This window comes from Lysinibacillus sp. FSL H8-0500, from assembly GCF_038051955.1.
Lineage (GTDB): Bacteria > Bacillota > Bacilli > Bacillales_A > Planococcaceae > Lysinibacillus > Lysinibacillus macroides.
In genome coordinates this window covers 402252-429177 of sequence record NZ_CP150292.1, presented here as the reverse complement: position 1 = coordinate 429177, position 26926 = coordinate 402252, and the positions used below count along the sequence as shown (strand labels likewise).

Annotated in this window: 25 protein-coding genes and 1 pseudogene; 10 read left to right on the top strand and 16 right to left on the bottom strand. The window is 36.0% G+C overall.

What is annotated here, in order from left to right; translation table 11 throughout:
- Positions 1-69 precede the first annotated feature (69 nt).
- A complete protein-coding gene (locus tag MHB44_RS01960; RefSeq protein WP_341301363.1) occupies positions 70-852 on the top strand; it encodes a methyltransferase domain-containing protein in 783 nt (260 codons plus the stop codon).
- A 62-nt stretch (positions 853-914) separates the two neighbouring features.
- Here the strand turns inward: MHB44_RS01960 and MHB44_RS01955 are convergent, their stop codons facing one another.
- The 6 genes from MHB44_RS01955 to MHB44_RS01930 form a co-directional block, all read right to left on the bottom strand.
- Positions 915-1211 carry an AraC family ligand binding domain-containing protein gene (locus MHB44_RS01955; protein WP_341301362.1) on the bottom strand — a complete coding sequence of 99 codons (297 nt, stop codon included), beginning with the start codon at positions 1209-1211 and terminating at the stop codon, positions 915-917.
- Positions 1208-1984, bottom strand: coding sequence for an ABC transporter permease subunit (locus tag MHB44_RS01950; protein ID WP_341301361.1), 777 nt, complete (start codon positions 1982-1984; stop codon positions 1208-1210). Before MHB44_RS01950 ends, MHB44_RS01955 begins: the two co-directional genes overlap by 4 nt.
- Positions 1959-3008, bottom strand: a complete 1050-nt coding sequence (locus tag MHB44_RS01945; protein ID WP_341301360.1) for an ABC transporter substrate-binding protein — start codon at positions 3006-3008, stop codon at positions 1959-1961. Before MHB44_RS01945 ends, MHB44_RS01950 begins: the two co-directional genes overlap by 26 nt.
- Before the next feature lie 16 nt (positions 3009-3024).
- A complete protein-coding gene (locus MHB44_RS01940) occupies positions 3025-3711 on the bottom strand; it encodes an ABC transporter ATP-binding protein (protein ID WP_341301359.1) in 687 nt (228 codons plus the stop codon).
- A gap of 3 nt (positions 3712-3714) precedes the next feature.
- Positions 3715-4497, bottom strand: a complete 783-nt coding sequence (locus MHB44_RS01935; protein WP_341301358.1) for a class I SAM-dependent methyltransferase — start codon at positions 4495-4497, stop codon at positions 3715-3717.
- 122 nt (positions 4498-4619) lie between these two features.
- On the bottom strand, positions 4620-5243 hold the full coding sequence (locus MHB44_RS01930; RefSeq protein ID WP_341301357.1) for a TetR/AcrR family transcriptional regulator: 624 nt from the start codon (positions 5241-5243) through the stop codon (positions 4620-4622).
- A 123-nt stretch (positions 5244-5366) separates the two neighbouring features.
- Between MHB44_RS01930 and MHB44_RS01925 the strand changes: the two genes are divergently transcribed.
- Both MHB44_RS01925 and MHB44_RS01920 read left to right on the top strand, forming a co-directional pair.
- The gene (locus MHB44_RS01925) at positions 5367-7553 is read left to right on the top strand and encodes an MMPL family transporter (protein WP_341301356.1); all 2187 of its coding nucleotides are present in this window, start codon (positions 5367-5369) and stop codon (positions 7551-7553) included.
- Positions 7554-7896: 343 nt separating this feature from the next.
- A pseudogene (locus MHB44_RS01920) lies at positions 7897-8526 on the top strand (helix-turn-helix domain-containing protein); the annotation flags it as partial.
- 153 nt (positions 8527-8679) lie between these two features.
- Here the strand turns inward: MHB44_RS01920 and MHB44_RS01915 are convergent.
- Complete coding sequence (locus tag MHB44_RS01915; RefSeq protein WP_341301355.1) at positions 8680-9213, bottom strand: TlpA disulfide reductase family protein; 534 nt, start codon at positions 9211-9213, stop codon at positions 8680-8682.
- A 626-nt stretch (positions 9214-9839) separates the two neighbouring features.
- Positions 9840-11354 carry a DHA2 family efflux MFS transporter permease subunit gene (locus tag MHB44_RS01910; RefSeq protein WP_341301354.1) on the bottom strand — a complete coding sequence of 505 codons (1515 nt, stop codon included), beginning with the start codon at positions 11352-11354 and terminating at the stop codon, positions 9840-9842.
- A 157-nt stretch (positions 11355-11511) separates the two neighbouring features.
- Here MHB44_RS01910 and MHB44_RS01905 point away from each other — a divergent pair, with 157 nt between their 5' ends.
- The 4 genes from MHB44_RS01905 to MHB44_RS01890 all read left to right on the top strand — a co-directional run bounded on the left by MHB44_RS01905 (position 11512) and on the right by MHB44_RS01890 (position 13925).
- Positions 11512-12420: a TetR/AcrR family transcriptional regulator gene (locus MHB44_RS01905; RefSeq protein WP_341301353.1), complete on the top strand. Its 909-nt coding sequence runs from the start codon at positions 11512-11514 to the stop codon at positions 12418-12420.
- A gap of 144 nt (positions 12421-12564) precedes the next feature.
- Positions 12565-12813 (top strand): lipopolysaccharide assembly protein LapA domain-containing protein, encoded by a 249-nt coding sequence (locus MHB44_RS01900; protein WP_341301352.1) that lies wholly within the window; start codon positions 12565-12567, stop codon positions 12811-12813.
- A 125-nt stretch (positions 12814-12938) separates the two neighbouring features.
- Complete coding sequence (locus MHB44_RS01895) at positions 12939-13493, top strand: DUF1273 domain-containing protein (RefSeq protein WP_341301351.1); 555 nt, start codon at positions 12939-12941, stop codon at positions 13491-13493.
- A gap of 117 nt (positions 13494-13610) precedes the next feature.
- Positions 13611-13925 carry a hypothetical protein gene (locus tag MHB44_RS01890; RefSeq protein ID WP_341301350.1) on the top strand — a complete coding sequence of 105 codons (315 nt, stop codon included), beginning with the start codon at positions 13611-13613 and terminating at the stop codon, positions 13923-13925.
- Positions 13926-13992: 67 nt separating this feature from the next.
- On the opposite strand, the gene MHB44_RS01885 is transcribed toward MHB44_RS01890, so the two are convergent.
- From MHB44_RS01885 to MHB44_RS01875, 3 genes are all read right to left on the bottom strand, one after another.
- Positions 13993-15387 carry an L-cystine transporter gene (locus MHB44_RS01885; RefSeq protein WP_341301349.1) on the bottom strand — a complete coding sequence of 465 codons (1395 nt, stop codon included), beginning with the start codon at positions 15385-15387 and terminating at the stop codon, positions 13993-13995.
- 385 nt (positions 15388-15772) lie between these two features.
- Positions 15773-16729 (bottom strand): GGDEF domain-containing protein, encoded by a 957-nt coding sequence (locus MHB44_RS01880; protein ID WP_341301348.1) that lies wholly within the window; start codon positions 16727-16729, stop codon positions 15773-15775.
- Positions 16707-17588 carry an EAL domain-containing protein gene (locus MHB44_RS01875; RefSeq protein WP_341301347.1) on the bottom strand — a complete coding sequence of 294 codons (882 nt, stop codon included), beginning with the start codon at positions 17586-17588 and terminating at the stop codon, positions 16707-16709. The genes MHB44_RS01880 and MHB44_RS01875 overlap by 23 nt, the downstream gene beginning before the upstream one ends.
- 235 nt (positions 17589-17823) lie before the next feature.
- Between MHB44_RS01875 and MHB44_RS01870 the strand changes: the two genes are divergently transcribed.
- Both MHB44_RS01870 and MHB44_RS01865 read left to right on the top strand, forming a co-directional pair.
- A complete protein-coding gene (locus MHB44_RS01870; protein WP_341301346.1) occupies positions 17824-18987 on the top strand; it encodes a PucR family transcriptional regulator in 1164 nt (387 codons plus the stop codon).
- Positions 18988-19091: 104 nt separating this feature from the next.
- Positions 19092-19973, top strand: coding sequence for a DMT family transporter (locus tag MHB44_RS01865; protein ID WP_053993377.1), 882 nt, complete (start codon positions 19092-19094; stop codon positions 19971-19973).
- A 109-nt stretch (positions 19974-20082) separates the two neighbouring features.
- Here MHB44_RS01865 and MHB44_RS01860 read toward each other — a convergent pair whose 3' ends face one another.
- From MHB44_RS01860 to MHB44_RS01845, 4 genes are all read right to left on the bottom strand, one after another.
- Positions 20083-20805: an amino acid ABC transporter ATP-binding protein gene (locus MHB44_RS01860; RefSeq protein ID WP_341301345.1), complete on the bottom strand. Its 723-nt coding sequence runs from the start codon at positions 20803-20805 to the stop codon at positions 20083-20085.
- Entirely contained in the window at positions 20792-21460 is a 669-nt protein-coding gene (locus MHB44_RS01855) for an amino acid ABC transporter permease (protein WP_341301344.1), read from the bottom strand. Before MHB44_RS01855 ends, MHB44_RS01860 begins: the two co-directional genes overlap by 14 nt.
- 207 nt (positions 21461-21667) lie before the next feature.
- The gene (locus MHB44_RS01850) at positions 21668-22501 is read right to left on the bottom strand and encodes a basic amino acid ABC transporter substrate-binding protein (RefSeq protein ID WP_341301343.1); all 834 of its coding nucleotides are present in this window, start codon (positions 22499-22501) and stop codon (positions 21668-21670) included.
- A gap of 755 nt (positions 22502-23256) precedes the next feature.
- Positions 23257-23826, bottom strand: a complete 570-nt coding sequence (locus MHB44_RS01845; protein WP_341301342.1) for a YitT family protein — start codon at positions 23824-23826, stop codon at positions 23257-23259.
- Between the two features lie 156 nt (positions 23827-23982).
- On the opposite strand from MHB44_RS01845, the gene MHB44_RS01840 reads away from it, so the two are divergent.
- Positions 23983-25254 carry a DUF2252 family protein gene (locus tag MHB44_RS01840; RefSeq protein WP_341301341.1) on the top strand — a complete coding sequence of 424 codons (1272 nt, stop codon included), beginning with the start codon at positions 23983-23985 and terminating at the stop codon, positions 25252-25254.
- A 76-nt stretch (positions 25255-25330) separates the two neighbouring features.
- On the opposite strand, the gene MHB44_RS01835 is transcribed toward MHB44_RS01840, so the two are convergent.
- A complete protein-coding gene (locus MHB44_RS01835; protein WP_053993423.1) occupies positions 25331-25852 on the bottom strand; it encodes a DUF2179 domain-containing protein in 522 nt (173 codons plus the stop codon).
- Positions 25853-26926: the final 1074 nt, after the last annotated feature.

Genomic DNA, 26926 nt, shown 5'->3' with positions numbered 1-26926 from the left:
TCTCAATTGTTATATTACCTTTATAATAATGAGAATAATAATCATTTTCAACAAAAGGAGGCTCTCACAATGAATAAACATTCGTTAAACTATGAAAAAATGCCTGGACATTGGCTTCTAGCCAGCTTAGGAAAAACTGTGCTTCGTCCTGGTGGTATTCAAATGACACGACACATGCTTCAGTATTTAGCTATTACCGAACAGGACTATGTAGTAGAATTTGCACCTGGACTAGGCATTACTGCAAAAATGACATTAGAAAAAAACCCGACCTATGTAGCCATTGAACGTGATGAGGAGGCCGCTAATAAAGTTAGACGTTATTTAAATGGGATCAATCAACGCTGTATTATTGGTAGTGCCGAGCAAACTGGTTTACCAAATGCTTATGCTACTGTTATCTATGGGGAAGCAATGTTGACCATGCAATCTACTAAACAAAAAAATGCGATTATTAGCGAGGCAAAAAGATTACTACTGCCTGGGGGTAAGTATGCTATTCATGAAATGTGCTTAACACCCTCTACTATTGAAAATTCTAAACGCGAGCATATCCGTAAAGACCTAGTTGATGCGATTAAGGTCAATGCCCTACCATTAACTGTCGATGAATGGCAGGATATTTTAAAGCAGCATGGCTTTATCATAGAGCATGTAGAAACAGCCCCCATGCATCTTCTCTACCCCAAACGTTTAGTGGAGGATGAAGGCTTTTTGGGTGTCCTAAAAATTGCAAAAAATGTAGTGACAAATGCAAGAGCTCGTAAACGTGTACTATTTATGCGTAAAACTTTTATCAAGCATAATCAACACCTCCAAGCGATCTCCATCGTTGCACGTCTTCCTGAATAGTGATTATCCAAAAGTAAGCAAAAAGGGTGTCCCAAAAATCATTTGAGACACCCCTCCTATATTTATGTCAATTTAATCACAACAATACAAACGTCTGTAATAGCTTCTAGGCTGTGATCTTCTAAAGGCTTTAAGGCGAGGATCGTGTCAGGGGTTAACAGTTTTTCCACCCCTTCAATCACAAAACGAACCTCCCCAAATTGAACAATAATGAGTACCTCGTTATCTGTATGATGCTCAGGTATTTTTTCACCTGCACGTAATTGAATATTCAAAATATCTGCACCATCAATACTTCCTAATTTACCTATAAACTTTGCCTTCTCCTCTAACATTGCTTGGACTTGAATAATTGTCAACGTGATTCCTCCATATTCCATTTCATCATTCTTGCTTTTAACGGGTTTAAAATAAAACTATCAATTGCCAAAATAGCTAGCACACTTATTAACGTCCACGCAAAAACTTTATCTGTGTTAATGTTTATCCGTGCCATAGTTAACGCTGCGCCAATACCGCTACTCGTTCCTAATAATTCAGCCATAATGGTAATTCTCACTGCACCTCCTGCTGCTAATGAACAGGCAGTAAAAAATGGAACGATAAGGCTTGGTAAAATAACGAAGCGCAGTTTTTGCCATGTCGATTTTTTATAGACAGTTGCCATTTGTAAGAGCTGAATATCGATTTGCCGATAGCCATTCGCAATATTAACATAAAAAGTTGGAAATACTAAAACGCTTACGACAAATATAGGGATAATTGAATTTGTGCCAAACCATACCATTGCGACTACAACTAAAATTATGGGTGGTATCCCCAATAAAAATGCAATAATGGGACGGAACATCTCATAAATAACCGCAAACCTTCCCGCCAATAAGCCCCATATAATTGCTAGGGACATCCCCGTTGCTAATCCTGCTATCATACGCATCGCTGTTAAATAAAGTTGCTGAAGAAGCTCTCCACTCCTTGTAATATCCCATAATGCGAGTAGTGTCTCATATGGAGAAGGTATTAATATGCTTGGAAAATATAAAGAGAGAATTGTCCAAATGACTACAATACTACTGCAAGTACTCATTTGTATCATTAAGCTTCTTTTACGGCTCATAATAGAATGCATCATCCGGTAACTGTCCACCAATAATTTCTGGTGACATTGTGGCTAGTTGTTCAAAGAAAAACTCTAGCTCTTCCTTAGCTTCCTGCGCAGTTACAAATTCAATATTTAAATACGGTAATAAGCCAGAGATAAATGCTGGGTCAAGCCCTTCTTGATACGAAGCGAGTAACTCTCCAGCAGCTTTCGGATCATCCTTTAAAAATTGAATAGATGCCTCTATTTCCTTTTGCAGTAATGCTACTGTTTCCGGATGCTCTTGGATTAATGCTTTATCAACAACAAGACCTGCCTGAGGAATTCGCGGTGCCTTTCCTGTCGCTGCGGCCCATTCTTCTTGCAAACTCATTGATTTTTGTAGAGCTATTCCCTCTTTCTTCGCTTTGGCAATAACAAGAGAAGCTGTATGCTCTGGTAAAACAGCATATTGTGCTTTCCCTGCTGCTAATAATTGCACAACCTCCTGAGGTGTTGATGTATACTCCACTGTTACATCTTTTTCTATATCAAGCCCATTTTTTTGTAGTAAATACTGAAATACTAATGCTGGCATATCCCCTTTAAATGGTACATGAATGGTTTTTCCTTTTAAATCTTCCCAAGCGATCGCTTCACCCTCAGGGCCAATAAAATATAAAATCCCCCAAATAAGTGTGTTCACCAATTGAATGTCTACACCTTTATTATAAAGATTTGCTCCTACATATGTGGGTACAGCAGATACTTGCACTTGTCCACCACTGATACGTGCTCGCAGCTCATCAGGTGTATTCCATGTTAGAAACTCCACTTCCTCTGCACCTTCTAGTAATGACTCATCGTCAATCATTTTATAAAGGGGTGCAGCAATTGAAATACCTGCTGGTGCTTGAATAGTAATTTTTTTTGCCTTTGCTACGTCAGATACACTTGGCTGTTCACTTTCCTCTGGTTCTTGATCCTGCTTTGTTTGTTCTGTATTGCCACAAGCGGCTAAGACAACTGCAAGACATACTATTAAAAGGCTAAATATAGGCCACTTTTTCATCATAGATTTTCTCCTCTGTTTAAAGTTGTAATAATTGATATTCAATATTTTTTATATAATCAAAGCTGCGTTGTTTACGTGGTATATCTAACACTAGTTCCTTGTAGATTCCTGCCTTTGCATAGGCAATATTAATGATGCGATCTGCCACTGTAGCGGCTTCCTCATAATCATGGGTAACATAAAACATACCAACATGCTCATTTTCGATTAGCTCAATAAGGTCCTGCACTAGTTCTTTTTTTATCCAATAATCCAATGCTGAGAATGGTTCATCCATCATAATAAGTTTAGGCTTGCATGCAAAGGCTCTAACAATCGAGGCACGCTGTTTCATGCCGCCCGATAATTGTTTAGGGAACGCATCCATTTCACTGTCAAGCTTGACACGTGCTAATAAATTTATAATTTGAGCTTTATCTACTACATTATTACAGCTAAATGTGACATTTTCATATAATGTACACCATGGCAGCAGTCTTGGTTCTTGAAACACATAGCCTAATTTATCGGTATAGCATGTAATTTGTCCTGCGGTTGGCTGTAGTACATTTGTTGCTAAATGTAAAAAGGTAGTCTTTCCGCATCCTGAAGGCCCAACAATCGCTACCACCTCGCCTTCCTGTAAGCTTAAATTACAATCTTTAATGACCTGCTTTGTTCCAAATAATTTTGACACTTGTTGAAATTGAACCGCTATTTTCATAGGCTAGCCTTGCTTTTTTGCGATGACTGTAATATGACCAAAATGATAGCGAGCATGATCAAAATGCTCCACTATTTCATGGAAGTATTGCTCATCATCTGGATTTTTTTGTGCATTTTCAATAATACGAATTAAACCATCTAGGCCCTCATCTCGAATAAGCCCTGCCAAGGATACTAGATGAAGCTCGCCTGTTTGCACATCTACGGCTTGGAATCCTGCATCCTCAAATAATGTTTGCCAATGCTGCTTTGTTAGTGGTTGTGCTTTTACAATAATCACTTGACGAAGGGCCTGTATTTCATCAGTCATATTTTCTTCATTTGCTGCTTTCACAACTAAATCATGTGTTGCTAACATGCCACCTGGCTTCAAAACACGCATATATTCAGCCAATGCTTGTTCTTTAAGCTCCTGCGGTAACATAGTAAGCATCGCTTCATTTATCACCACATCAAAGGTTGCATCATCGAATGGTAATTGTGTAGCATTTCCTTGCTGAATCTGAACAAGATGCTGGACTTTTTCTCGAATAATATTTTCATTTGCTTTCTGAACGGCCTCTTTGTTAATATCGATTCCACTCACTTGTGCATTGTATGTTTTGGCAATATGTATGGCTGTCGTCCCCATATTAGTAGCCACCTCTAGGACATGACTACCCTCCTGTAACTGACAAGCCTCTAATAGTCGATTCGTTGCTTCTTTTCCACCTGGACGTAAAACCGTCTTTCCTAATTTCGCTAAAAAAAGATGTGTTGGTAAACGCTGTTCTGTTGAATTCATCGTTTCTCCTCCTCTGTAGTTTATATTTATCACTATAAATGAGAATGGTTATCAATGTATGTGACCTATATCACAATTAAAGGAGCTACCTCAAATAATGAGATAACTCCTTTCATAAATGGTTAATGATTATTTTGAACAGACAGCCAAAAGAAATTTGTTACTTCCCTAGCTGTTTCCTCTACAGCTCCTAATAAAGGCTTGCCATCACCATCTTTCAAATATCCTACTGTCATCAGTACCATAAAGTTATGAGCAAAAAATTTAGCATTGTCTTTTCGGATCGTGCCATTCTCCATCTCCACTTGCATGGCCTGCTCTATTGTTTGATACATCTCATTTTCGGATGCCTGTACTTGCTTCAACTGTGATTCCGATAAATTGTTGGTAGCCTCTTTCATAAAATTTTTCATATCAATATCAACAGTCGCTGATAAATGAACTTCAACGAGTTGCTGTAATCGTTCTTTAAATGGCTTGGGTTGTTCTAAAATCTGCAGGATTGATAGCTTGATTCGATCCATCATTGCTATTAATACAGATGTATATAAATCACCTTTTGTTGGGTAATAATAATAGATCGTTGCCTTTGTTACATTGCAAGCTTGTGCTACATCATCCATTGAAATATTTTTATAACCCTCTTGCAAAAAAAGTCCTAAGGCTGTTTCAAGAACAATCTCTTTTGTTGGCTTTGCATTTTCATGATGACGAGGTCTTCCAAGAGCTCTTGGTGACTGTTGCAATAAGTCCGCCTCCTTTACATAAGCATTTTTTATGCATATTATAGCATATTTACTTTTTTGCATTGATTAATTAACCTACTAGTATATATAATTAAAATACTTATAGAAAATGGAGGTCCTTTTATGAAAAAACATCCCTTAGAGCAATGGGGAACAATGATTGCTAGTAATAAAGGGCGTTTATTAGCACTAGCCTTTTGGGTGTTGCTGGTTGTTGTGCTATCGCTTGCTTGGCCACAAATCAATAGTATTGAAAGTGAGTCAGGCAGAAACTTACCTGACACTGAAATGTCTGAGCAAGCAGCAGCGATTATTGCAGAGCAATTTCCTAATGATGCTGGAACACCTCTATTGTTAGTTTGGCATCGTGAAAATGGCTTAGCCTCTGATGATTTTGCAGCTATACAAGGTGTTTATAGCAAGCTGCAAGCAAAGCCCTTAGCCCATCAAACAATGGTTCCACCATTTGACCAAATGCCACCTCAGGCTTTAATGGCTTCCGCTTCCGAAAATGGCACAACAATTGTTACACCTGTGTTTTTTGAAAAAGGTGTTGCTACAGATATGCTACAGGATAGTTTAGATAAGCTGACAAAGATAATGGAAGGCTATCAAGTCCAATTAGATGAGAAATTATCTAGCGATGCACTCCATGTGCGTTATTCTGGACCAGTAGGAATTGCTACAGATGCTGTTAGTCTATTTTCACAAGCAGATGTCAAACTATTAATAGCCACTGTTCTTCTTGTTTTAGTATTGCTTATTATTATTTATCGTTCACCCCTACTTGCCATTATTCCACTAATTGTTGTAGGGCTTGCCTATGGTGTGATTAGCCCAACACTCGGTTTCTTTGCTGATCACGGATGGATTGATAAGGATTCACAAGCAGTCTCTATTATGACTGTTTTACTTTTTGGAGCAGGGACTGACTATTGTTTATTTTTAATTTCAAAATATAGAGAAATTCTCTTTGATGTTGAGGATAAGACGGTCGCTATGAAGCTAGCTGTCAAAGAATCAGGCGGCGCTATTTTAATGAGTGCCCTCACAGTGGTCATAGGTTTAGCTACCCTTAGCCTTGCCCATTATGGAGCATTTCAACGCTTTGCCGTGCCATTTAGCTTTGGCGTGCTTGTCATGGGGGTTGCAGCACTTGTTGTCCTACCTGCTATTCTTGTTATTATTGGTCGTGTAGCTTTCTTCCCCTTCACTCCACGTACAGAGGAAATGGCAAATAAAAAGGGCAAAAAGCAGCATAAACCCTCCCATAGGATTAGTCATAAAATCGGTCATTTTGTTACACATAAACCATGGATTGTTATTACTGTAACAGTCATCTTACTTGGAGGCTTGGCAGCATGCGTACCACGTATTCAATACACATTTGATTTACTTTCTTCCTTCCCTAAGGATATGCCGTCTCGAGAGGGCTTTACATTAATAGAGGAAAATTTTTCACCCGGCGCATTAGCACCTGTTCAATTAGTAATTAATACAGAGGGTGCTGACATAAATTTACAAGAGCAGCTTTCTGCCATCCCTTATATTGATCATGTGGCAGAAGTACAAACTGGCGAGCACAACAACGCTATTCAATTGTATGAACTTTCGTTAGATGCTAATCCTTATGCAAAGGAATCCTTAGCCCATATTCCTGAGCTAAAGGCGCACATTTCCGAAGTACTAGCAGAGAAAGGGCTGAATCATGCAGAGGATCACGTATGGATCGGTGGAGAAACAGCTAGCCAATACGATACACAGCAAATCACTAAACGTGATGAAACTGTAATTATGCCAACTATGATCGCTTTAATTGCTTTATTATTAGCTGTTTATTTACGCTCTATTACAGCGACCGTATATTTACTAGCAACAGTTATTGTTTCTTACTTCGCTGCATTGGGGGCTGGATGGCTCATTTTACATCACTTGATGGGAGCAGAGGCTATTTCTGGCGCGATTCCGCTATATGCCTTTGTATTCTTAATAGCACTTGGGGAGGATTACAATATTTTTATGATTTCAGAAATTTGGAAGAAGCGTAAAACAGCCGATCATCTAACGGCTGTGGAGGAAGGTGTTGTGCGAACAGGCAGTGTTATTACATCTGCTGGACTAATTTTAGCAGGCACATTTGCTGTTCTGGCAACATTGCCAATTCAAGTGCTTGTTCAATTCGGCGTTGTCACAGCCATCGGTGTACTGCTTGATACATTTATTGTACGACCATTGCTTGTGCCAGCCATCACAACAGTTCTCGGCAAATATGCATTTTGGCCTGGTGCATTATTTAAAAAGGATGCTTAAATCCATAAAGTAACATATTGATTAGCCGATTCATCAATGCTGATATGAGAATTTTATATTGATATATATTGTATGTTTTATTGCTAAGGATTTTCGGACGCCCCCGAAAAACACGCAGTCGTGATGGAAATCCCCTCTTGTTTTGCTACAAGACAGCTTTTTGCCATTAACAGTATCTTTTTTCAACAACATGAAAAACTCCTTTATTAAATTTGAGCTGCACCCCAATTGTTAGACAATTGGAGGTGCTTTTCTTATAGCTAAATTTACAGTGAATGAAAAACTAAATGCTGCAAAACGCTATTTTAAATGGCCATGAAAAAGTCAACGGACTAGCACTAATGCACTCGGGGTTGCTGACTCTGTTTTTTGAACATGGGTTTAGCAGTAGCAATTTAATGGAGAAAAAGCTTTTGAAAAAACTAGAGATCCAACACTAGGCAGTTTAAATTAGACGTGCTTAATTATATGAACGGACAAGGGATATCTATCAGGGGAAACAGCTGCAATCTTTAACATACCAGCGCCTTCCACGTTACTTCAATGGAAAAGCAGCTTGAAATACAAGAAATAGATGCCCTTCAATTAAAGAACAAGGGCATCCATGAAAAAAGAATTCAATCAGCAATCGAAACAAGCATCAATTGAAGGATCTACTGAAGCACGTATTCAACGACTAGAAATGGAAAATGAGTATTTAAAAAATTGAATGCCTTCATTCAAAACAAGGAAAAATCACCAAACAGTACAAAGCACAAGTAGTCGATGAATGAAAGCAGAAATATTTAGTGAAAGCACTTGTAAAATTCGCTAGCATTCCACGAAGTACGTACTATAATTTAGTCAAACGTATATCCGGCTGCCGATTTGAAAGCGGAAATAAAAGGTGATTTATGAAGAACATGAAGAGCGTTATGGCTACTGTCGCATTCGTGATGAATTGGCGAATCGTAGGCAAACAGTGAATCATAAAAATGGACAATCAGTACAAAATAATTGTTCATCACAATATATAATAAGAAATTCTTCTAGTAGAATAGATAGACTACAATTTCACTGGATGTATAGTAACTTTATCTGTTAAAGAAAATGATAGTGTCGAACAATAGAATATAGTTCAAATCTATTAAAGCTTTGATATCATTTGATTCAGCTGCTCTTGAGTAACTTCGCCCTGAATTCGATGACGAACAATCCCAGATGAATCGATAATTAATGTTGTTGGAAAAGCCAAAATTTTAAATGATTTTTGTAAAAAACCACTCTCATCTAAAAAAATCGGGAACTTAACATCGTATTGCTTCCTAAACTTCTCAGTTGATTTAATATTTTTTTCGTCAGCGGTCATATTTATGGCTAAAAATTCTACATTTCCTGACTGCTTGTTATAAAATTTATTTAGTTCTGGAATCTCATTTTTACAATAGTTGCACCAAGTTGTCCAAAAATTCAAAACAATTACTTTATTTTTATGATTTTCTAGACTTGTTTCAGTTTTATCTAAAGCAACAAGCTTTGTTTCATATACTAGCTGTTCTGTACCATCGTCTTTTTGAATTAGCGCCCCATCTTTTGCAAACTCGTTTTTCACAACGCTCCCTATAAGAACAATACTTAATAAAAGTAAAATGATTAAACCTCTCTTATTTTTAGATATCATAACCTACTCCTTTATTCTGTATTCACCATAAATGATAATGGCCTTTCCTTAAAATTTATGTTAGCTCACATATACTATGTAAATAAGTATTTATAAAAAGTAAAAATATTCCTTGTGCTAACCCACCAATAATTAATCCTACTAATAATAGACTGAGTGGTAATTTAAATGAAAATAATACAATGACAATTCCGAAAGTAATACTAGACAGGTAAACCTCCATTTTAGGATCCATTCTTTTATATAAATATGGGGATAGAAATGATCCTGGAGAGATGTCCATCAAACTGAAAGTAGTAATTAAGTACAAATCTTCATTGGGTCTACCTAAAATATCCACTAGATAGGAGATTAAATAAAGATCGACAGAAGAATCGACCTCCCTTTACTTACAATAATACCAGAATTTATTTTTATATAGTTAATTTCTTAAACATTCAATATTTATTCTTAAATGTCATAAAGAAACTGATATTCAATAAAGTACAGAAAATTAATTTTCACGATATAAATCACTTATAGCGGATACAGAAAATCGAGTAGGAGACTAGCCATAAGAAAAGCACCTCCAATTGTTAGATAAGATAGTGTCTAACAATTGGGGTGCAGTTCATTTTTATGCAAGCTTATTTAGTTGGTTTCTTTAAATCCATTGAGGATGCTGTGCTTTCCACTTTTACACGTTTTAAGAAGAAAGCAAGCACTATAGCAACCGCTGTTAGCGCAGTGGCAATTAAGAAGGAGTGTGTAATACCATCCAATAAAGCTGTTTGCATAATTTGATCTTGCATTTGCTGCATCTGCTCTGGCGTAGGTGCAGCCGCTGATTGTGCTGCATTTGCTTTTGCCTCTGCCACTAATTCCTCTGCTTTTACCTTTGTACGATTATTCATAAATGTCACTAATATTGCACTACCAATTGCACCTGATACTTGCTGTAATGTATTGTTAATAGCCGTACCATGTGGATTCATCATTTGTGGTAGTTGGTTTAAGCCATTTGTCATAATTGGCATCATAACCATTGACATACCAAACATACGAATTGTGTACATTGATACAATATATGTGTAGGTAGAATCAATTGCTAATTTTGTTAAACCAAATGTAGCAATTGTTGTAATAGCTAAACCAATAATCGCTAACACACGTGGACCAAATTTATCAAAGAGCTTACCAGTAATTGGCGACATAATCCCCATCACAAGTGCCCCTGGAAGCATCATTAAGCCAGCTTCAAATGGTTCGATACCACGAATAGATTGAACATAGGCTGGCGTTAAAATCATCCCTGAGAACATCGCCATTGATATAATCACTGAGATCACAGATCCTAATGCGAACATTGGATATTTGTAAATACGCAATTCCAATAATGGTTCATTCATTTTCAGTTGTTTAACGATGAAAATGATTAAAGCAATAAAGCCAACGGTAATTGTGCCGTATACCCACGGACTTGACCAACCTTTATCCCCTGCTGTACTAAAGCCATATAAAATACCACCGAATGCAACTGTTGATAAAAGCACTGAAAGAAAATCTAAGTGAACTTCACGTGTCTCCATCACGTTTCTTAGCTTCCAAACACCAAATAACAAACTAATTACAGCAAATGGAATAATCATTTGGAAAAGCATACGCCAATCATGATGTTCCACTATATACCCTGATAATGTAGGACCAATTGCTGGCGCCATAATCATAACTAAACCAAAGATCCCCATTGCTGCGCCACGCTTCTCTTTTGGGAAGCTTGTTAGCATAACGTTCATTAAAAGCGGGGACATACTAGAAGCCCCAGCTGCTTGCACCATACGGCCTGCTAGTAGCACCCCAAAGTTAGGCGCGAAGCCTGCCATAATTGTACCGATTGTAAAGATGGACATCGCTGTTATAAATAGATGTCTATTTTTAAAGCGTGTCACAAAGAATGCTGAAGCGGGTACTAAAATACCGCTCACAAGCATATACCCTGTCGCTAACCATTGTACTTTTGAATAGGTAATCCCAAAATCTTTCATAATTGTTGGTAATGCCACATTCAACAATGTGTTGTTAAGAAAAGCAACAAAAGCACCCACAAATAGAATGGCTATCATGCCATAAGGGGGCTTTTTCATTGTTTGCTCACTATTCATTTATATCCCTCAATTCTTTCTTGTGTTTTACGATAAAACTTATTTTATACTCGTAGTCTACTTTTTTCAACAAATAAGTTTACAAATTTTATAAATGTTGATGTATAAGCATTTATGCTATAGAATAAGAGTATAATATTTTAAAAAAGGTGAGGTTATGAACAAAAGAAAAAGACAAATTATTACAGCCGCGCGTGAACTTTTTATTAAAAAGGGCTTTGTAGATACATCTATTAATGACATCATCAGTGCTGCTAAAATTTCCAAGGGAACATTTTATAATCATTTTACTTCTAAGAACGAATGCTTAATCGCCATTTTAGATGAGGGACGTGAGGAAGCAAGCAATCGTCGACATGAGCTTCTTTATGGGCAAGACCCCACTGATTTAGAGATATTAACACAGCAAGTTGCCGTCCTCATGCATGTCAATAAAGAGCTAAATTTAGTGCAGATTTTTGAGTCCATCTTTCATGCGCGTGATGCAGAGCTGAAAAAAATTATTATTAACTACCATTTACAGGAGGTAGAATGGCTAGCCAATCGTCTTGTGCAAGTATTTGGAGAAGAAATTAGTCCCATTAGCTATGAATGCGCTGTGCAAGCTTTTGGCATGATTAACCTCACATTACGTGCAGTCTTTATTGCTGATTATAAATACATCAATCGAGAAGCCATTGTACGTGTAGCATTACGCAATATTAGCGTAATTATACCCACTATGCTGGAATCGAAAGAAATTTTGATAAGTGTGGAAATGATTAACACGATTCAAAATGTCGTAAACTATAAAAACGTAACGAGGGAAATGGTTATTGAGCAATTGCAAGGCTTTACAAAAGGATTGTCAGGCACCGAGATACCAGAGGGCTTAGAATATGCGGAATTTTTATTAGAGGAGCTGCAGCGTGAAAAACCAAAGCTCTTTATTGTCGAATCACTGCTTACACCTTTCCGTAAAGCCTTCGTTGGAACAGAGCATGTAGCGGAAGCACGTGATATTGCCAATAGCTTATGGCGCTATGTAAAAATTGAACAGCCAGCTGAGAGTTCTAAAAATAGATAACCTAAGAAAAATAAGTAAAAGGATGACTTCCATATGTAGCAGAAGTCATCCTTTTTAAATGTTATTTATTTTCAAGCTAATAATTGTCAGTTATTAATCTTAAATTATATAATAATTACAAACTTTTAATGAGGAGGTTGGCTTATGAAGAAGGAATGGAACTTAATCTTAACACTAATTGTTGTTTTAATTATTGCAGCTTTTTCAGTAATCAATGTCGACCCTGTAACTGTTAATTATTTATTGGGAGAAGCGGAATGGCCACTAATCCTTGTTATTATCGGCTCCGTTTTATTGGGAGCGCTATTAGGCGGACTACTCAGTATGCTTAAAATTTATCAGCTTCAAAAGGCTTTAAAAAAGGCTCAAGCCGAAATAGAGCATCTTTCATAAATGATTCACCACTGGCGATTGTCGCACTTATTTTTATGCTAGTTATAGTTTAGCCCTACAAGTCGTTTTCAACTGCCCCCTCCTGTATACTGTTATTACAACTATACAGCTTAGGGGGCATTTCGTTGTTACAGCGTATAATGATTACTGGCTATAGACCACATGAGCTGGGTATTTTTAATGATAAACACCCTGGAATTGTTATTATAAAAAAAGCATTAGAAGCCCGTTTACGTGCACTGCTGGATGAAGGACTTGAATGGGTTATTATTAGTGGACAGCAGGGTGTGGAAACATGGAGTGCTGAAGTAATATGGATGCTAAAAAAGGAATTTCCTCTCTTAAAGTATGCGGTTATTACCCCTTTTTTAGAACAAGAGAAAAATTGGCAGGACCCTAAAAAAGAGAAATATCAAACAGTCATTGCCCAAGCCGATTTTGTCACTAGCGTTACAAAGAAACCGTATGAAGCACCTTGGCAATTTATAGAGAAGGATAAATTTATTATTCAAAATACAGATGGTCTTTTGCTCATTTACGATGAGGAAAATGAAGGCTCACCAAAGTATATCAAACGTCTTGCCGAAAAATATATGGAAACACATGACTATACACTCGCCATTATTAATGCCTATGATTTACAGATTATAGCAGAGGAAATACAGCAACAAGATTGGTAGAAAGATATTGCTATAATTTTCTGACAATTATATACTAGAAATATAAAAATCTTTTGCGAGGTTTTGATGAATGATTATCGTGGATGGTACTAATTATTCGAAAGGAGCTGTTGTCATTTGAATAAACATATTGAAATGATTTTTGAAGCGTCTCCAGTAAATGTCACTCACGATACGTATCGTAGAGAGTGTATGTATACGCGTGGTATTCATATTGAAGAACAAGAATTTGTCGCTATTTTGAATACAATGAACTCTGAAGCACGTTTGTATTTTGACTTCCATAATCCACGTAAAGAAATTAAACAAGGCACATACTTAAATGGACACTCCGGCTTAGCCTACAATATTTATCATTACTATAAGCAACACTATGACATTGAGGTTGCCGAGTTAATCAACGGCCAAGATTTTTATGTAAAAATAATATAATCAACTCTATCAAAAAAGCCCCTTCAAAGTTTCACCATTCAAACTTTGAAAGAGGCTTCTTTTTATGTTATAGGTCTGTTACTTGTGCACCTAATTCTTTATTATTATACATCGCTGTATCTAATTCCTTTGTTACCCGTGCTGTTGTCACACCAGCAGTCATTGAACCACTGACATTTAAAGCTGTACGTCCCATATCAATTAAAGGCTCAACAGAAATTAATACACCCGCAAGTGCCACTGGTAAATCAAGTGCTGATAATACTAAAATCGCTGCAAATGTTGCCCCACCACCAACACCTGCTACACCAAATGAGCTAATGGCTACTACTGCAATAACAGTAATAAGAAATACTGGATCAAGTGGATTAATGCCCACTGTCGGTGCAATCATAATTGCTAACATGGCAGGATAGACGCCTGCACAGCCGTTTTGACCAATCGATAAGCCAAAGGAAGCCGAGAAGTTTGCGATACCTTCAGATACCCCAAGACGTCCTGTTTGCGTTTGAATATTCATTGGTAATGTGCCCGCACTCGAACGTGATGTAAAGGCAAATAACAATGTTTCCGCAGATTTTTTTACATATGTTATTGGATTTAAACCGCTTAATGTCAAAATTAATAAATGTACAAGGAACACAATAATTAATGCTATATAAGACGCTATGACGAATTTACCCAAGTTATAAATCGCACTAAAGTCAGATGTCGCTACTGTACGAGCCATAATCGCTAAAATACCATATGGTGTTAAACGTAAAATAATTGTTACAACACCCATAACAAGCGCATAAATTGCATCCAAGCCTTTTTTAATAGTAGCAGCTGTCGCCTCATCCTTACGTGAAATACGTAAATAAGCAAATCCTAGAAACGCTGAGAAAATAACAACCGCAATTGTAGATGTAGAACGTGCACCCGTTAAATCTAAGAATGGGTTTGCTGGGAATAGCTCAATAATCTGTGTTGGTAAATCTGGCGCTGCTAAGCCTGTTGCTCTTTCCTCAATATATTGCCCACGCTCAGTTTCTGCATCACCCTGCAAAATTTGCGTTGCATCTAAATCAAATACAGTTGCTGAAAAAATACCGACCGCTGCTGAAATAGCCGTTGTACCAATTAAAATCGCTAAAATAAGTGCCGCCATTTTTCCAAAGTTCTTGCCAATCTTCATTTTTGTAAAGGCAATTAAAATGGAGATAAATACTAACGGCATTGCCACCATTTGTAGCAATTTTACATAACCCGTACCGATAATATTGTACCAAGATGTTGTTTTCGCTAACACCTCTGAATCAATACCATAAATAAAATGAAGTCCAAGACCAAGTACAATCCCTAAGCCTAGACCTGCAAAAACACGATTTGAAAATTTAACGTGTTTTTTGTTCATCACATATAAAATTCCAACGAACACCAGCAATACTGCTACGTTCACGATAATTTGTAAATTTGACAATGAAATGCCTCCTAAGATGTTTTAATATAATGTATTCGAATTATATACCTATAATACCTATAATTCAAGTAAGTTTTATTTAGATTGATAAATTTTTGCGATAGACATAGCCTCTTCCTTTTAATTATGCCCTGAAAATAGCCATCGAAAACTTTCGTTCAGATTACTTTTTCGATGGTATAGCTATTTTAGTCATTCACCCTACAATTGGTGACAAATACTAAACTGCCCCTAGATTGTTAAAAATCAACAATTTAGGGGCAGTTTTATATTTCATAGATTACGATTCATATAGCCGCAAATTATTTCAAAATGTCATCTTTATAGGATGTCCACTGTGAGGCGCTCCCGCTAATCTAGCCATACTAGAGTTTATCTTATAAAACTATTCTACAGATTGTAATGAGACAGGCTGTTTATTAATCAGGTAACAACTACCTTCAATTTTTTTACATTCTTTTTTTAGATGAGCTACTGCATTGGATAATTGCTCTACAAAGTCAAAATGCTGGTATTCATTCGTAATCACAGCAATAGATAAGGAGGTGCATGTTAAAGGTTGTAGTTCCCCCACTCTATTCGCCACCTGCACATATGTTAAATCCTCTAAATGATAAAAACTTAAAATATTAGTATCAAAATCAGCGATAATTTTTTGACAAATGTCTTCTATCTGATAATGTGGAAGAATCGCCACAAAATCATCACCGCCAATATGCCCTAAAAAATCCTCCATACCACATATATGCCTTTTTAAAATATCTGTTAAATACAATAAAATTTTATCACCCTTATTAAAGCCGTACGTGTCATTATAGGATTTAAAATGATCTAAATCGAAATATATTAAACTGTATTGTGGTCGCTGTAATGCTTCCTCTAGCTTTTCATCAATTAATTTATTTCCTGGAAGACTGCTTAACGGATTCAAAAAACTTGCGATAGTTACCTGTATCTCTACTAGCTTTAATAGTAATTCTCGAATACTAACCATTCCATTGTATAAGCCATTTTTTGTGACGATAATATCATCATACAAATCCTCTGGTGGTCTGGACATTGCGAGCGTACTGACCTCTGTAATAAGTCTATTGCAGTCTACTATTAACGAATCTTCCTTCACAACAAGTCGATTTTGCCGCTCCATAAACAAATTGTAGCCATAGCGAGTACCTATTTTTTGATAGAAATGTGTACGTGTAATATGTCCAATCGGTTTTTCATCCCGAACGACAACGACACTACGCAACGTAGGATCGCTTGTAAAAAGTTTATCTACTTCTTTATTTTTCACAAACTCGCTAATACATGGACCTTTTTCAATGACTTCCCCTATCTTCATAGTCACCCATCCTTATTCTCCCTAATCGTATTTCCTCTGCGGGCTTTCCTATCGCATAACCTTGGGCATAGTGAATACCTATACGAGACAAATATTCAAGTTCTTCGTGTCGTTCAATTCCTTCAGCGATAATTTTAGTATTCGCCTGTTCCGCATATTCCATCAACAAACTAACAAGCTGTTGTTGTTCCCTATTTTTATCAATAAATTGAATTAATGAACGATCCAACTTAATGAATTCTGGTTTTAAATAGATAAGCGTTTTTAAACTATTATAGCCTGAGCCTACATCATCTACAGCAATACGATAGCCTTGCGAGCGATAATGGGATAACACACGCTCAAATTCCACAAAATCTACTACAGCACTACGCTCAGTTAATTCAAAGACTACCTGCTGGGGTTTAATACCAAGCTCTTTTAATAATTGTAGAGTCTCTCCACTATGATATTTTTTATCGATTAATACATTCGGATGAATATTGAGAAACACTAAAAAGCTTCTGTCCTTCCACTTTTCAGATAACCGCTCCTTAAAGCGTTGTAAGGAAAGATTTCTACAAAAGCATTCAAATAAAAATACGCAATCTGTTTGTCCCACAAACTCATAAAATTGATCGACACTCGTAAATAATTTTGAAGATACAGGGCGATTTAATGCTTCAAACCCTATCGTTTGCTGCGATTGTAATTCTACAATAGGCTGAAAGTATGTCTGTAGATCATGACGTTGGATAATTTGCTTTAATGCTTTTAAGCGCTTTATATATAATGCATTGTGTCGATATTTTCCATATAAATATTTCAACAGGGAAATTATAGTGCTAGTTTTTAGCCTATATCCTACAGCAGACTCCATTGGTGCACCTCTTCAAATAGTTATTATGATTCATTGTACGCCTCTATTGTAAAGAGACTGTGAATCATATGTAAAAAGAAGACTACAGCGCTCATTTCCAACATATTTACTTCATGGTTTCCCATTAAACAAGTAGATGTCTCCTTTCGTACAGTCTACGATACAAATGGTTTTTTATCAGCAAGTTCATTTATAATAGAAAAATAGTAGCTTATTATAGGAAAGGCCTGATCGAATGATGAATGTAGAAAACTTTTTACAGCTACCCATTACCAAAAATTTCACTGTTGTTGCTGGTCACAACGGCTTACATAGAACTGTTCAAAATGTAGAGATTTTAGACTTTGAATTCTCACCAGATATTCACCCTGCTCGAGAAACGGCTTTTTCACCCAATAGTGTTGTGTTAAGCAGTTTATTATTTGCTAAGCAACAGCCTGACTATTTATTGAATGCTGTTAAAAGTCTGATTGAGCTTGGTGCTAGTGCCTTAGCATATAAGCCTGTTATTTTCCGAAGTTTACCGGAAGAAGTGCTGATGTATGCTGATAAGGAAAATTTCCCGATATTAAAATTTGGTGGAGATGAGTTTTTTGAGAAGATTATTTTAGAAACAATGGCCTATGCAAACACACAGGACTATTCGTTTTTTTTAGAAACTATTTTGCGAAGACTTATTGAAGAGGATATGACACAGGAGCAACTAAAATCCTTTTTACAGCAAATGAACAAACCCTTTGAAAAATATGTATTTGTCGTTAATTTGCGAGCAAAGGACTCCTTTCAATCGAATTGGAAACAAAGCCTTATGGCATTAGAGCCGCTCTTAAAAACAGGTCTTATCTGCTCCTATGGAGAGAGCCTTTTTATTATCATGACTCATTCATCTCAGCAGTTTCAATTCGAAAAAGTGTTACATGAATGGCTTGCCTTATACGCTTTACCTATTGAGCTATATACCATTGGCTATAGCAATAGCTACGATAGCCAAACAGGATTTCCATTCGCCCTACGAGAAGCTTTTGCTGCAAGCATTTTTGCCGAGATAGATTTAATGCCAAGCTATCATTATAGCCATCTTGCATCAGATTGTTTATTCATTGAGCTCTATCGGAAAGAGCCAGCATTTGCAATGGACTATGTTACGAATTTTTTAGCCCCACTCCTTGATGATAAAGCAGACCCAGATTTAATAGAAACCGCCATCACCTATATTATTAAAAAAGGAAATATCAAAGAAGTAGCCGTAGCGCACTTTTGCCATCCCAATACAATTCGCTATCGCTTGGCAAAAATACGACAACTCGTTGGATGCATAGATAATGATTATGTTTTTTATGAACGTCTTGCTGCAGCCATTAAATTGTACTTATTACATCATAAATTAACCGGTGCATAATCACTTTGGAATAAGTACAAAAAACGCCTGGATATTTAGAAATAGAATCAAATTATTTTCTTCTTTCTTATGCTATTCTATTGAAGTCAGGAGGAAGGAGAGAAATGAAAACTTACATAGCTGATGGCATGCTGCTCATTACGGCAATCGTTTGGGGGAGCGGATTTGTCGTGACAGCCATTGCCTTAGAATATTTAACGGCCTATCAATTGATGGCCGCTCGCTTTACTTTAGCAACGCTGATTTTAATTTTATTATTTGGGAAAAGATTAAGAAAAGCTTCAAAATCGGTTATTTGGAAAGGCGCAATATTAGGTGCAATTTTATATACAGCATTCGCTCTACAAACCGTTGGGCTCGAATATACAACACCATCAAAAAATGCTTTTTTAACTGCTGTGAATGTTATTATTGTACCGCTCATTGCACTTGCGGTGTACAAACGCCGTATTGATGGCTACGAAATTATCGGTGCTTTTATGGCGATTTTCGGAATCGGGCTTTTATCGCTTGAAGGTTCATTGACAATGAATATAGGTGACCTTTTATCATTGGCCTGCGCTGTTGGCTTTGCCTTTGATATTTTCTATACAAACCTTTTTGTCAAAAAAGAGGACCCTATTACTTTAACAATTATTCAATTTATGTCTGCTTCCATTATAGGTATTATCATTGTTATGGGACAGGGAGGTATGCCAACAAGCTTAGAGAAAGAAGGCATGTTATCCATTGTATATTTAGCCATTTTCTCAACAGTTATAGCTTATCTATGTCAAAATATAGCTTATAAGTATACATCAGCTACAAAAGGAGCTATTATTTTATCCACTGAATCATTCTTCGGTATGGTATTTTCAGTTATCTTTTTACATGAAATTTTAACAGGTCGCATGATGGCAGGTGCAGTGCTTATTTTACTAGCGATTATTATCGCAGAGGTTAAACCAGCCTATCCGAAAAAGCAGCTACTTGATCGAAATATTTAAAGGCTCTTAGCAAATGTTTCCTTTTCTAAAAATAAATTGATAAGAAAACCATTTACAGTACTAAAAAGACTAGAAATAGAATATAGCATTTCTAGTCTTTCTTTACTATTTATAATACTTTTGCTAAAAAGTCCTGTGTACGTTTCTCTTGTGGATTATTAAATATTTCAGCTGGTGTACCTTCTTCCACTAAATAACCGCCATCCATAAATAAAATACGATCTCCCACTTCACGTGCAAAGCCCATTTCATGCGTAACAATGACCATTGTCATTCCTTCATGCGCCAGAGCACCCATTACGTTTAAGACTTCTCCAACCATTTCTGGATCTAATGCTGATGTTGGTTCATCAAATAGCATGACTTTTGGTTTCATCGCTAAAGATCTAGCAATAGCAACACGTTGCTGCTGCCCGCCCGATAGTTGATGTGGGTAGGCATGTTCTTTATCTGGTAATCCTACTTTTTTTAATAATTCTCTCGCTAAACTTTCACTTTCTTCTTTACTTTTTTTCAGCACTTGAATAGGTCCGATTGTAATATTCCCTAACACTGTTAAATGCTCAAATAAATTAAATTGCTGAAAACACATACCAACATGCTGTCTTAATTGTGGAATATTTGTTTTTGGGTTCGTTAACTCCATCCCAACAATATCAATTTTTCCTTTCGTTGCCTTTTCTAATCCATTTAGGCATCTTAAAAAAGTACTCTTTCCACTTCCAGAAGGTCCGATGACTACTACCACTTCTTGAGGCTTAATATGTGCGTCTATGCCTTTTAAAACTTCAATGTCCCCATATGACTTATATAAATCTTCAACGTGTATCAAGTCGCATCCTCCTTTCTAAATAACCAGCAAACTGGGATATAGAAAAAATAAGTATAAAATAAATAATCCCTATCGTTATCCAAATTGCGAAAGGTTCGAACGTTGTGGAAATAATAATTTGCCCTCGATAAACTAAATCAATAATACCGATTGGTGCTAATAAAGATGTATCTTTAATGGCTTGTGCTGATTGATTCACTAACGGTGGAATCATTCTTTTAAAAGCTTGAGGTAAAATAATGAAACGCATTGTTTGAAACTCCGTCATTCCAATACTTTCAGAAGCCTCTCTTTGTCCCTTATTAACACTTAAAATCCCAGCACGAATAATTTCAGAAATATATGCTCCTTGATGCAATGCCAACGTTAATGTAGCCGCTAGTATAGGATATGACCTTTGCCCAAACCATTCATTTAAAGGCAAAACACCCGCTAAACCAAAAACGATGAAAAATAATTGAACTAATAATGGCGTTGAACGGAAAATTTCTACATAAATTGATGCAATCCCTTTTAAAAAGGAGGATTGTGATAATTTCATAATCGCGACAATTAAACCAATAATAATTGCTAATACAATGGAAGCGATTGAATAATAAATTGTATATTTAAGGCCTTCTAAAATCATTGGCATATTTTCTAATACTACATCCAAGCTATCTCCCCCATTTCAACACTATCAATATTACAAAAGAGACGTAATATACCCCTTTTTAGCAATATGTCAACTTCACTTCATGTTTAGAGTTTATTTGAAAAGCATCTCTTTAAAATCAGTAACATTGCTATGGGTTTTACCTTGATTCAGCAAAAATATTTGTACGGTCGCACAAAAAATATTGCTGAATCAAGATAAATCATGTTATTCAGCTTTAACTGCTACTTCCTCAGGCTTTACAACATTTTCAATGAAACCGTTCTTTTCTCCGTTTAAATACTCATCAAATAACTTCTCGTATTCTCCATTTTTTTGAAGCTTTTCTAAGCCGCTATTAATCTTTTCTAATAGCTCTGTTTTTGATTTATTGATAGCGATACCATAATATTCACCAGCTAAAATATCCCCTACAATTTCTGCATCTGTTTCTTGTGTAGTAATATAGTTAATATTTGATGGATTGTCATATAAAATCGCATCGATACCACCATTGTCTAATGCACTATATGTTGTACTAATATCAGCATATTGCTTAATATCCTGGTCTTTGATGCCATTTTGAGTTAAATAGTTGTAGGATGAAGTCCCTTTTTGAATCCCTACCAATTTACCTTTTAAATCGTCAAAACCTTTAATGCCTGAATCAGGCTTTGTTAAAATAGATAAACCAGATTTATAATAAGCATTTGAAAAATTCACGCTTTCTAATCGCTTGTCTGTAATACTTAATGCACCTACTACTACGTCTAATTGACCTGCTTTTAAAGCTGGTACAAGACCATCAAATTGCATGCTAGAAAGCTCTACTTCAAAACCTTCTTCTTCACCAATTTTTTTAATGAGGGCAATATCAAAACCTACTAATTCCCCTTTTTCTTCAGATTCAAAGGGTGGATAAGTAGGACTAGTTCCCACCTGGACTACTAATTTTTCAGAACCTCCACCTTCTGTCTTGTCAGAGCCCGATTTATCTGCCCCACAAGCAGCTAAAACAGCCACTAATAGTGTAGTTAAAAATAATAGCATTACCTTCTTCATAAACATCCTCCTCGTTAACAAATCTATGCAGTCAATACAGAATTCCTAAAATATTCAGACATTTAAAACCCTCATAGCGTATAGTTTTTACAATATATTTTAACGTCTTACTCTTGACGACACATATAGTTTTACCAATAGTATGAGTTGGACTATCGAACCTTTTACTATATCTAAATTTTGAAAACTGAGTGTTGTGGTTGTCTGTAAAGCTAGTATAGCATACATTCGAAACTGGCTGTGGGTAAATCTACACCATTTCCAATGTCCAACTACACCCTGCACAAGTCTTTTATGGGAAAATTCTGTTACTTCAAAAGATAGTATTATATGAAAAATTTATTCATTCCCTTCTAGTTGCTTTAAATAATCTCCTCGTGCTGCTAAGCCTTGTTATAGCATTTCTAAATCATCTATTACATGGTCCTAAATAAAGCTGGTACTACAAAGCACATCGCCTTCTTTTTCATACAAATCCCTACATCACTCCTCATTTAAAATTTTAAAATCATATTTAATAAATGCCATAGCACTCAGCCTATTATATTGATAGGGTAATTGCTACAGACTTTCCAGCCACTTATTAATAACTTGCTTCCCCTCTTTCTATAATCTTTTCATAATGCTCAAGGGCAATGGCTGTCATTAGCTCCTCACATTATCTCTCATAAACAATGATGATAAGTCTAGCCAGCCGAAAAAGCTTATAAAATAAAGACTACTATTCAGAGGGGGTGCTCTCTGAATAGTAGTCTTTATTCCGTCACTGTCATAGCACTAATCATAAGTCCTCCAACTAGGACTGTAATAATTGATAAGAGCAATGTATGTGAAGTTAATACGATACCCCCTACCAAAATAATAATGGCATCCATACTAAAAATTAGTAGCCCAACATTCATACCTGTTTTATCACATATTAATTGAGCAATTAAATCTGTTCCACCAGTGCTTGTCTGAAATCGAAGCATCAAGCCAATGCCAAAGCCCACAAGAATCCCTCCAAATATAGCACTATAAAGAGCATCTATTTGTACAATATTCCTTACTGGCTTTAGTAAATCAATAATAAAGGAAGAAGTAATTAAGCCATGCACGCTATTATAAAAATAGGTTCTATATTTAAACCACGCTATAATAAAAATTGGCATACTTATGATAATAATCATTAAGCCAATTTTAAAATTATACAAATAATGTAAAATAAGTGCTAGCCCAACAACTCCTCCATCTAAAATTTCATAAGGTGTTAAAAATAAATTAATACCTAATGATAAAGAAATACTTCCTATTATAATGACAAGACTTTTGGTCAAAAAATACATATAGCCCCCCTCTACAACTAAGCATGTCTTATAGTATGAAATCAGCTTATTGAACATGTTATAAAATAGCATGAGATACATAGACATTTTTATGATGATTTTGAAACTTATTAATGTATCCTTCGTATATACATAAAAACAAAAGGAGTTGATCCAATGGGACAAGCTTTATTAGAACAGGTTAAACAAACCAGGGTCCATTTACGAGAAGAAGTGTTAACAACAATTTTTGAAGAATTTGATGGTCAACGTATGGGGTTAACAGAGGCTCAACGCTTAGAAAAATATCGAAAAATGCTGGAAAGCCCATTTCGTTTTTTCCGTGGCAGTGCGTATCTATTTTATTTTGATGTGACCAAAATTGCGTCCCTTTTCCACACACCTGATATAAAGCCAACTTGGATTCAGGGCGATATGCATATGGACAATTTTGGTGCTTTTCAAAATGAAACAGGCAATATCGTTTTTGATGTGAATGATTTTGATGAGGGCTATGTCGGCTCCTATTTATACGATCTTACACGGATGAGTGTTAGCATTGCTCTTTATTTAGAGGAACAAGGTTTACATAATGCAGCCCAAGAAACAGCTATCCAGCATTTTCTTAGTAGCTACCTTCAGCAGCTCAAACGTTTTCAGCGTAAACAGGATGATCCATTGACAATGCTGTTTACAAAGGATAATACTAAGGGCCCTATTAAAAGGATGTTAAAAAAGCTGGAAAAAAGGCAAGGTACTCAATTTGTTCAAGATATTACACAGATGAATGAGGATGGCAAGCATGTTTTCCGATGGAATGAGGAAATACAGCCTGTTTCAGCAGAAGAATATCAAGCTATTTCAAACGCCTTAACCAGCTATACCATTAAGGATATTGCCATTAAACATGGCTCTGGTACAGCCTCTATTGGTTTAAAACGCTATTATATTTTAGTAGAGGGTGATATTGTCCTAGAAATGAAAGAGGTTCGCACAGCGATTCCAGCCTACTTCCTCCCCTATCGAGAAGAGTTTTGGAATGCCTATAATCATCAGGGCGCACGTGTGGTCGGCACACAAAAGGCCATGCACCATTTAGAGGACCCACACCTCGCCTATATAACACTAGATGGGCAAGAGTTTTATATTCGTGAGCGTTCACCATTTAAGAAGAAGGTAAAGCCAAAAAACTATAAAAGCTTAGAGGATTACTATACAACAACCGCAATTATGGGACAAATTGCCGCAAAAATCCACGCAAGAGCTGATATCGACTATTCACCTGTGTTCGACTATCATAGCGAGGATGAAATCTTAAAAGCCATTGGCAAAAATCACTATCTTTTTATAGAGCATATTATATTACAAGCTATGCACTACAAAAACATCGTCTATACAGACTTTGAGTTATTTAAAAATTGGGTTGAAGAGAGAATGACCCAACCCTAGCTAATCAAAAAGTTAAAAAGCGCAAAAAATCAATTTTCAATAGTTGAAATTTTGCGCTTTTCTAATATAGAATTTTTTACTTTTGTCTTGCCTTCATGCGAGCGACTAAAAAACCACCTTTAAATGATTTAGGCTCATAGGAGATAATAAAAGCAGTAGGCTCAAATTGCTCTACGATTTGAAAGAGCTCAGCCTCACGATTTCTTTTAGTGAGGATTTCATATTTATAGCGATTACTATCTCTTCCCTCACCAACATAGATGGTTACAGCAAATCCTTCATTACGTAAAAATTTAACAAGCTCTTCATTTTTACTTTGCGTATTAATGGTTGCATAAACGTAGCCTATTGCTAGCTTACGCTCAATTTTAGCCCCTAAAAATATACCTAAGCCAAAGCCAAATGCATAGACAACCATGGCAAATATACTTTGTTTTCCACTAAAGACAAGTGAAAGGCCAAATACATACACCAACATCTCCACCATACCAAATATAGCAGCAAGGAAGGTAATATTCTTTACCAAAAATATTGTGCGTAGTGTTAAAAAGGGTACATAAACTAGCTGAAGAATTAAAATTAAAATTATACTTTGCATTGGCATAAGACCTTTCTAAAAGTAATAATCGTTTCAGTGTATATTTGCTTCAATGATTTTATTCTATCCCCTTGTTACTGAGCATTAAAACGCTAAATCCTTATTTCCTCTATCAATAATACAATTTTAGTGTCTCTATTTATTTAACATCCTCCCCCCTTATCTTTCTTATCGCATATATTTCTATATACACTGAGACAATACCTTTATTTTTAGTTAGTTTTACAGCATTATATTTAGAATTTTCTACGTAAAAATACCACCACCTTAGTTATTAGGAGATGGTATAATTTTTTCTTTCAACTTCCCCATATATCGAGCTTTTTATTTAGAAGCCTCAGCAACTCCATGTTTAAGAGTATAGTGAGCAAATAGTAATATAGTTATTTCCGTTCTACTAAAATAAACGAGCTTTCACTTTAAGACTTACTTTGATAGTTTTAGCTCCACAGCCTTCCCTTATGCTACACCATGTGTGAAGGCCTTAGCTCAAGCAATCTCTTTCAGCGTCTCACATAGTTACTAAAACCCTTTTTATTATATTAACATAATTAAAATCGTATCTGCTTATTTAGAACTTTTCATTCTTAATCGCTTTATGGTATTTTACACGCAAAGCTATATCCACCAATTTTTTGAGCTGCCATTGCATCAGTTGTTCCATCTAAACCAGCATTATCTCTCGAGTCAATTACTGGGTTGCCCCTCTGAGCAAAACATTTATTCATACAATTCATTTTTTCTTTATGTGTAAGATATCGTTCCCAGAAAAAATATCCAACAATAGAACCAAGGCCAATTCCTGCAAGCCATGCGACTACACCATATGTTGAAGGTTCCCCTTCTTCATCTTCTTTGTAATTTACATCATCATCAAACTCTAATTTTTTATGTTAAAATTATACAATATTAGTTCCGTTAGAGCTTCACCTTTACTGTTTCACCCAATATAAATCATATAAGTATAATAAGTGTTTCGTTTTATTATACATAAATACCAAATAAATATAGATTATTTACCAAATCCTTTAAAATCTCCTGAAAAGTTGTTAAATTTGATTTTGATAGGGATCT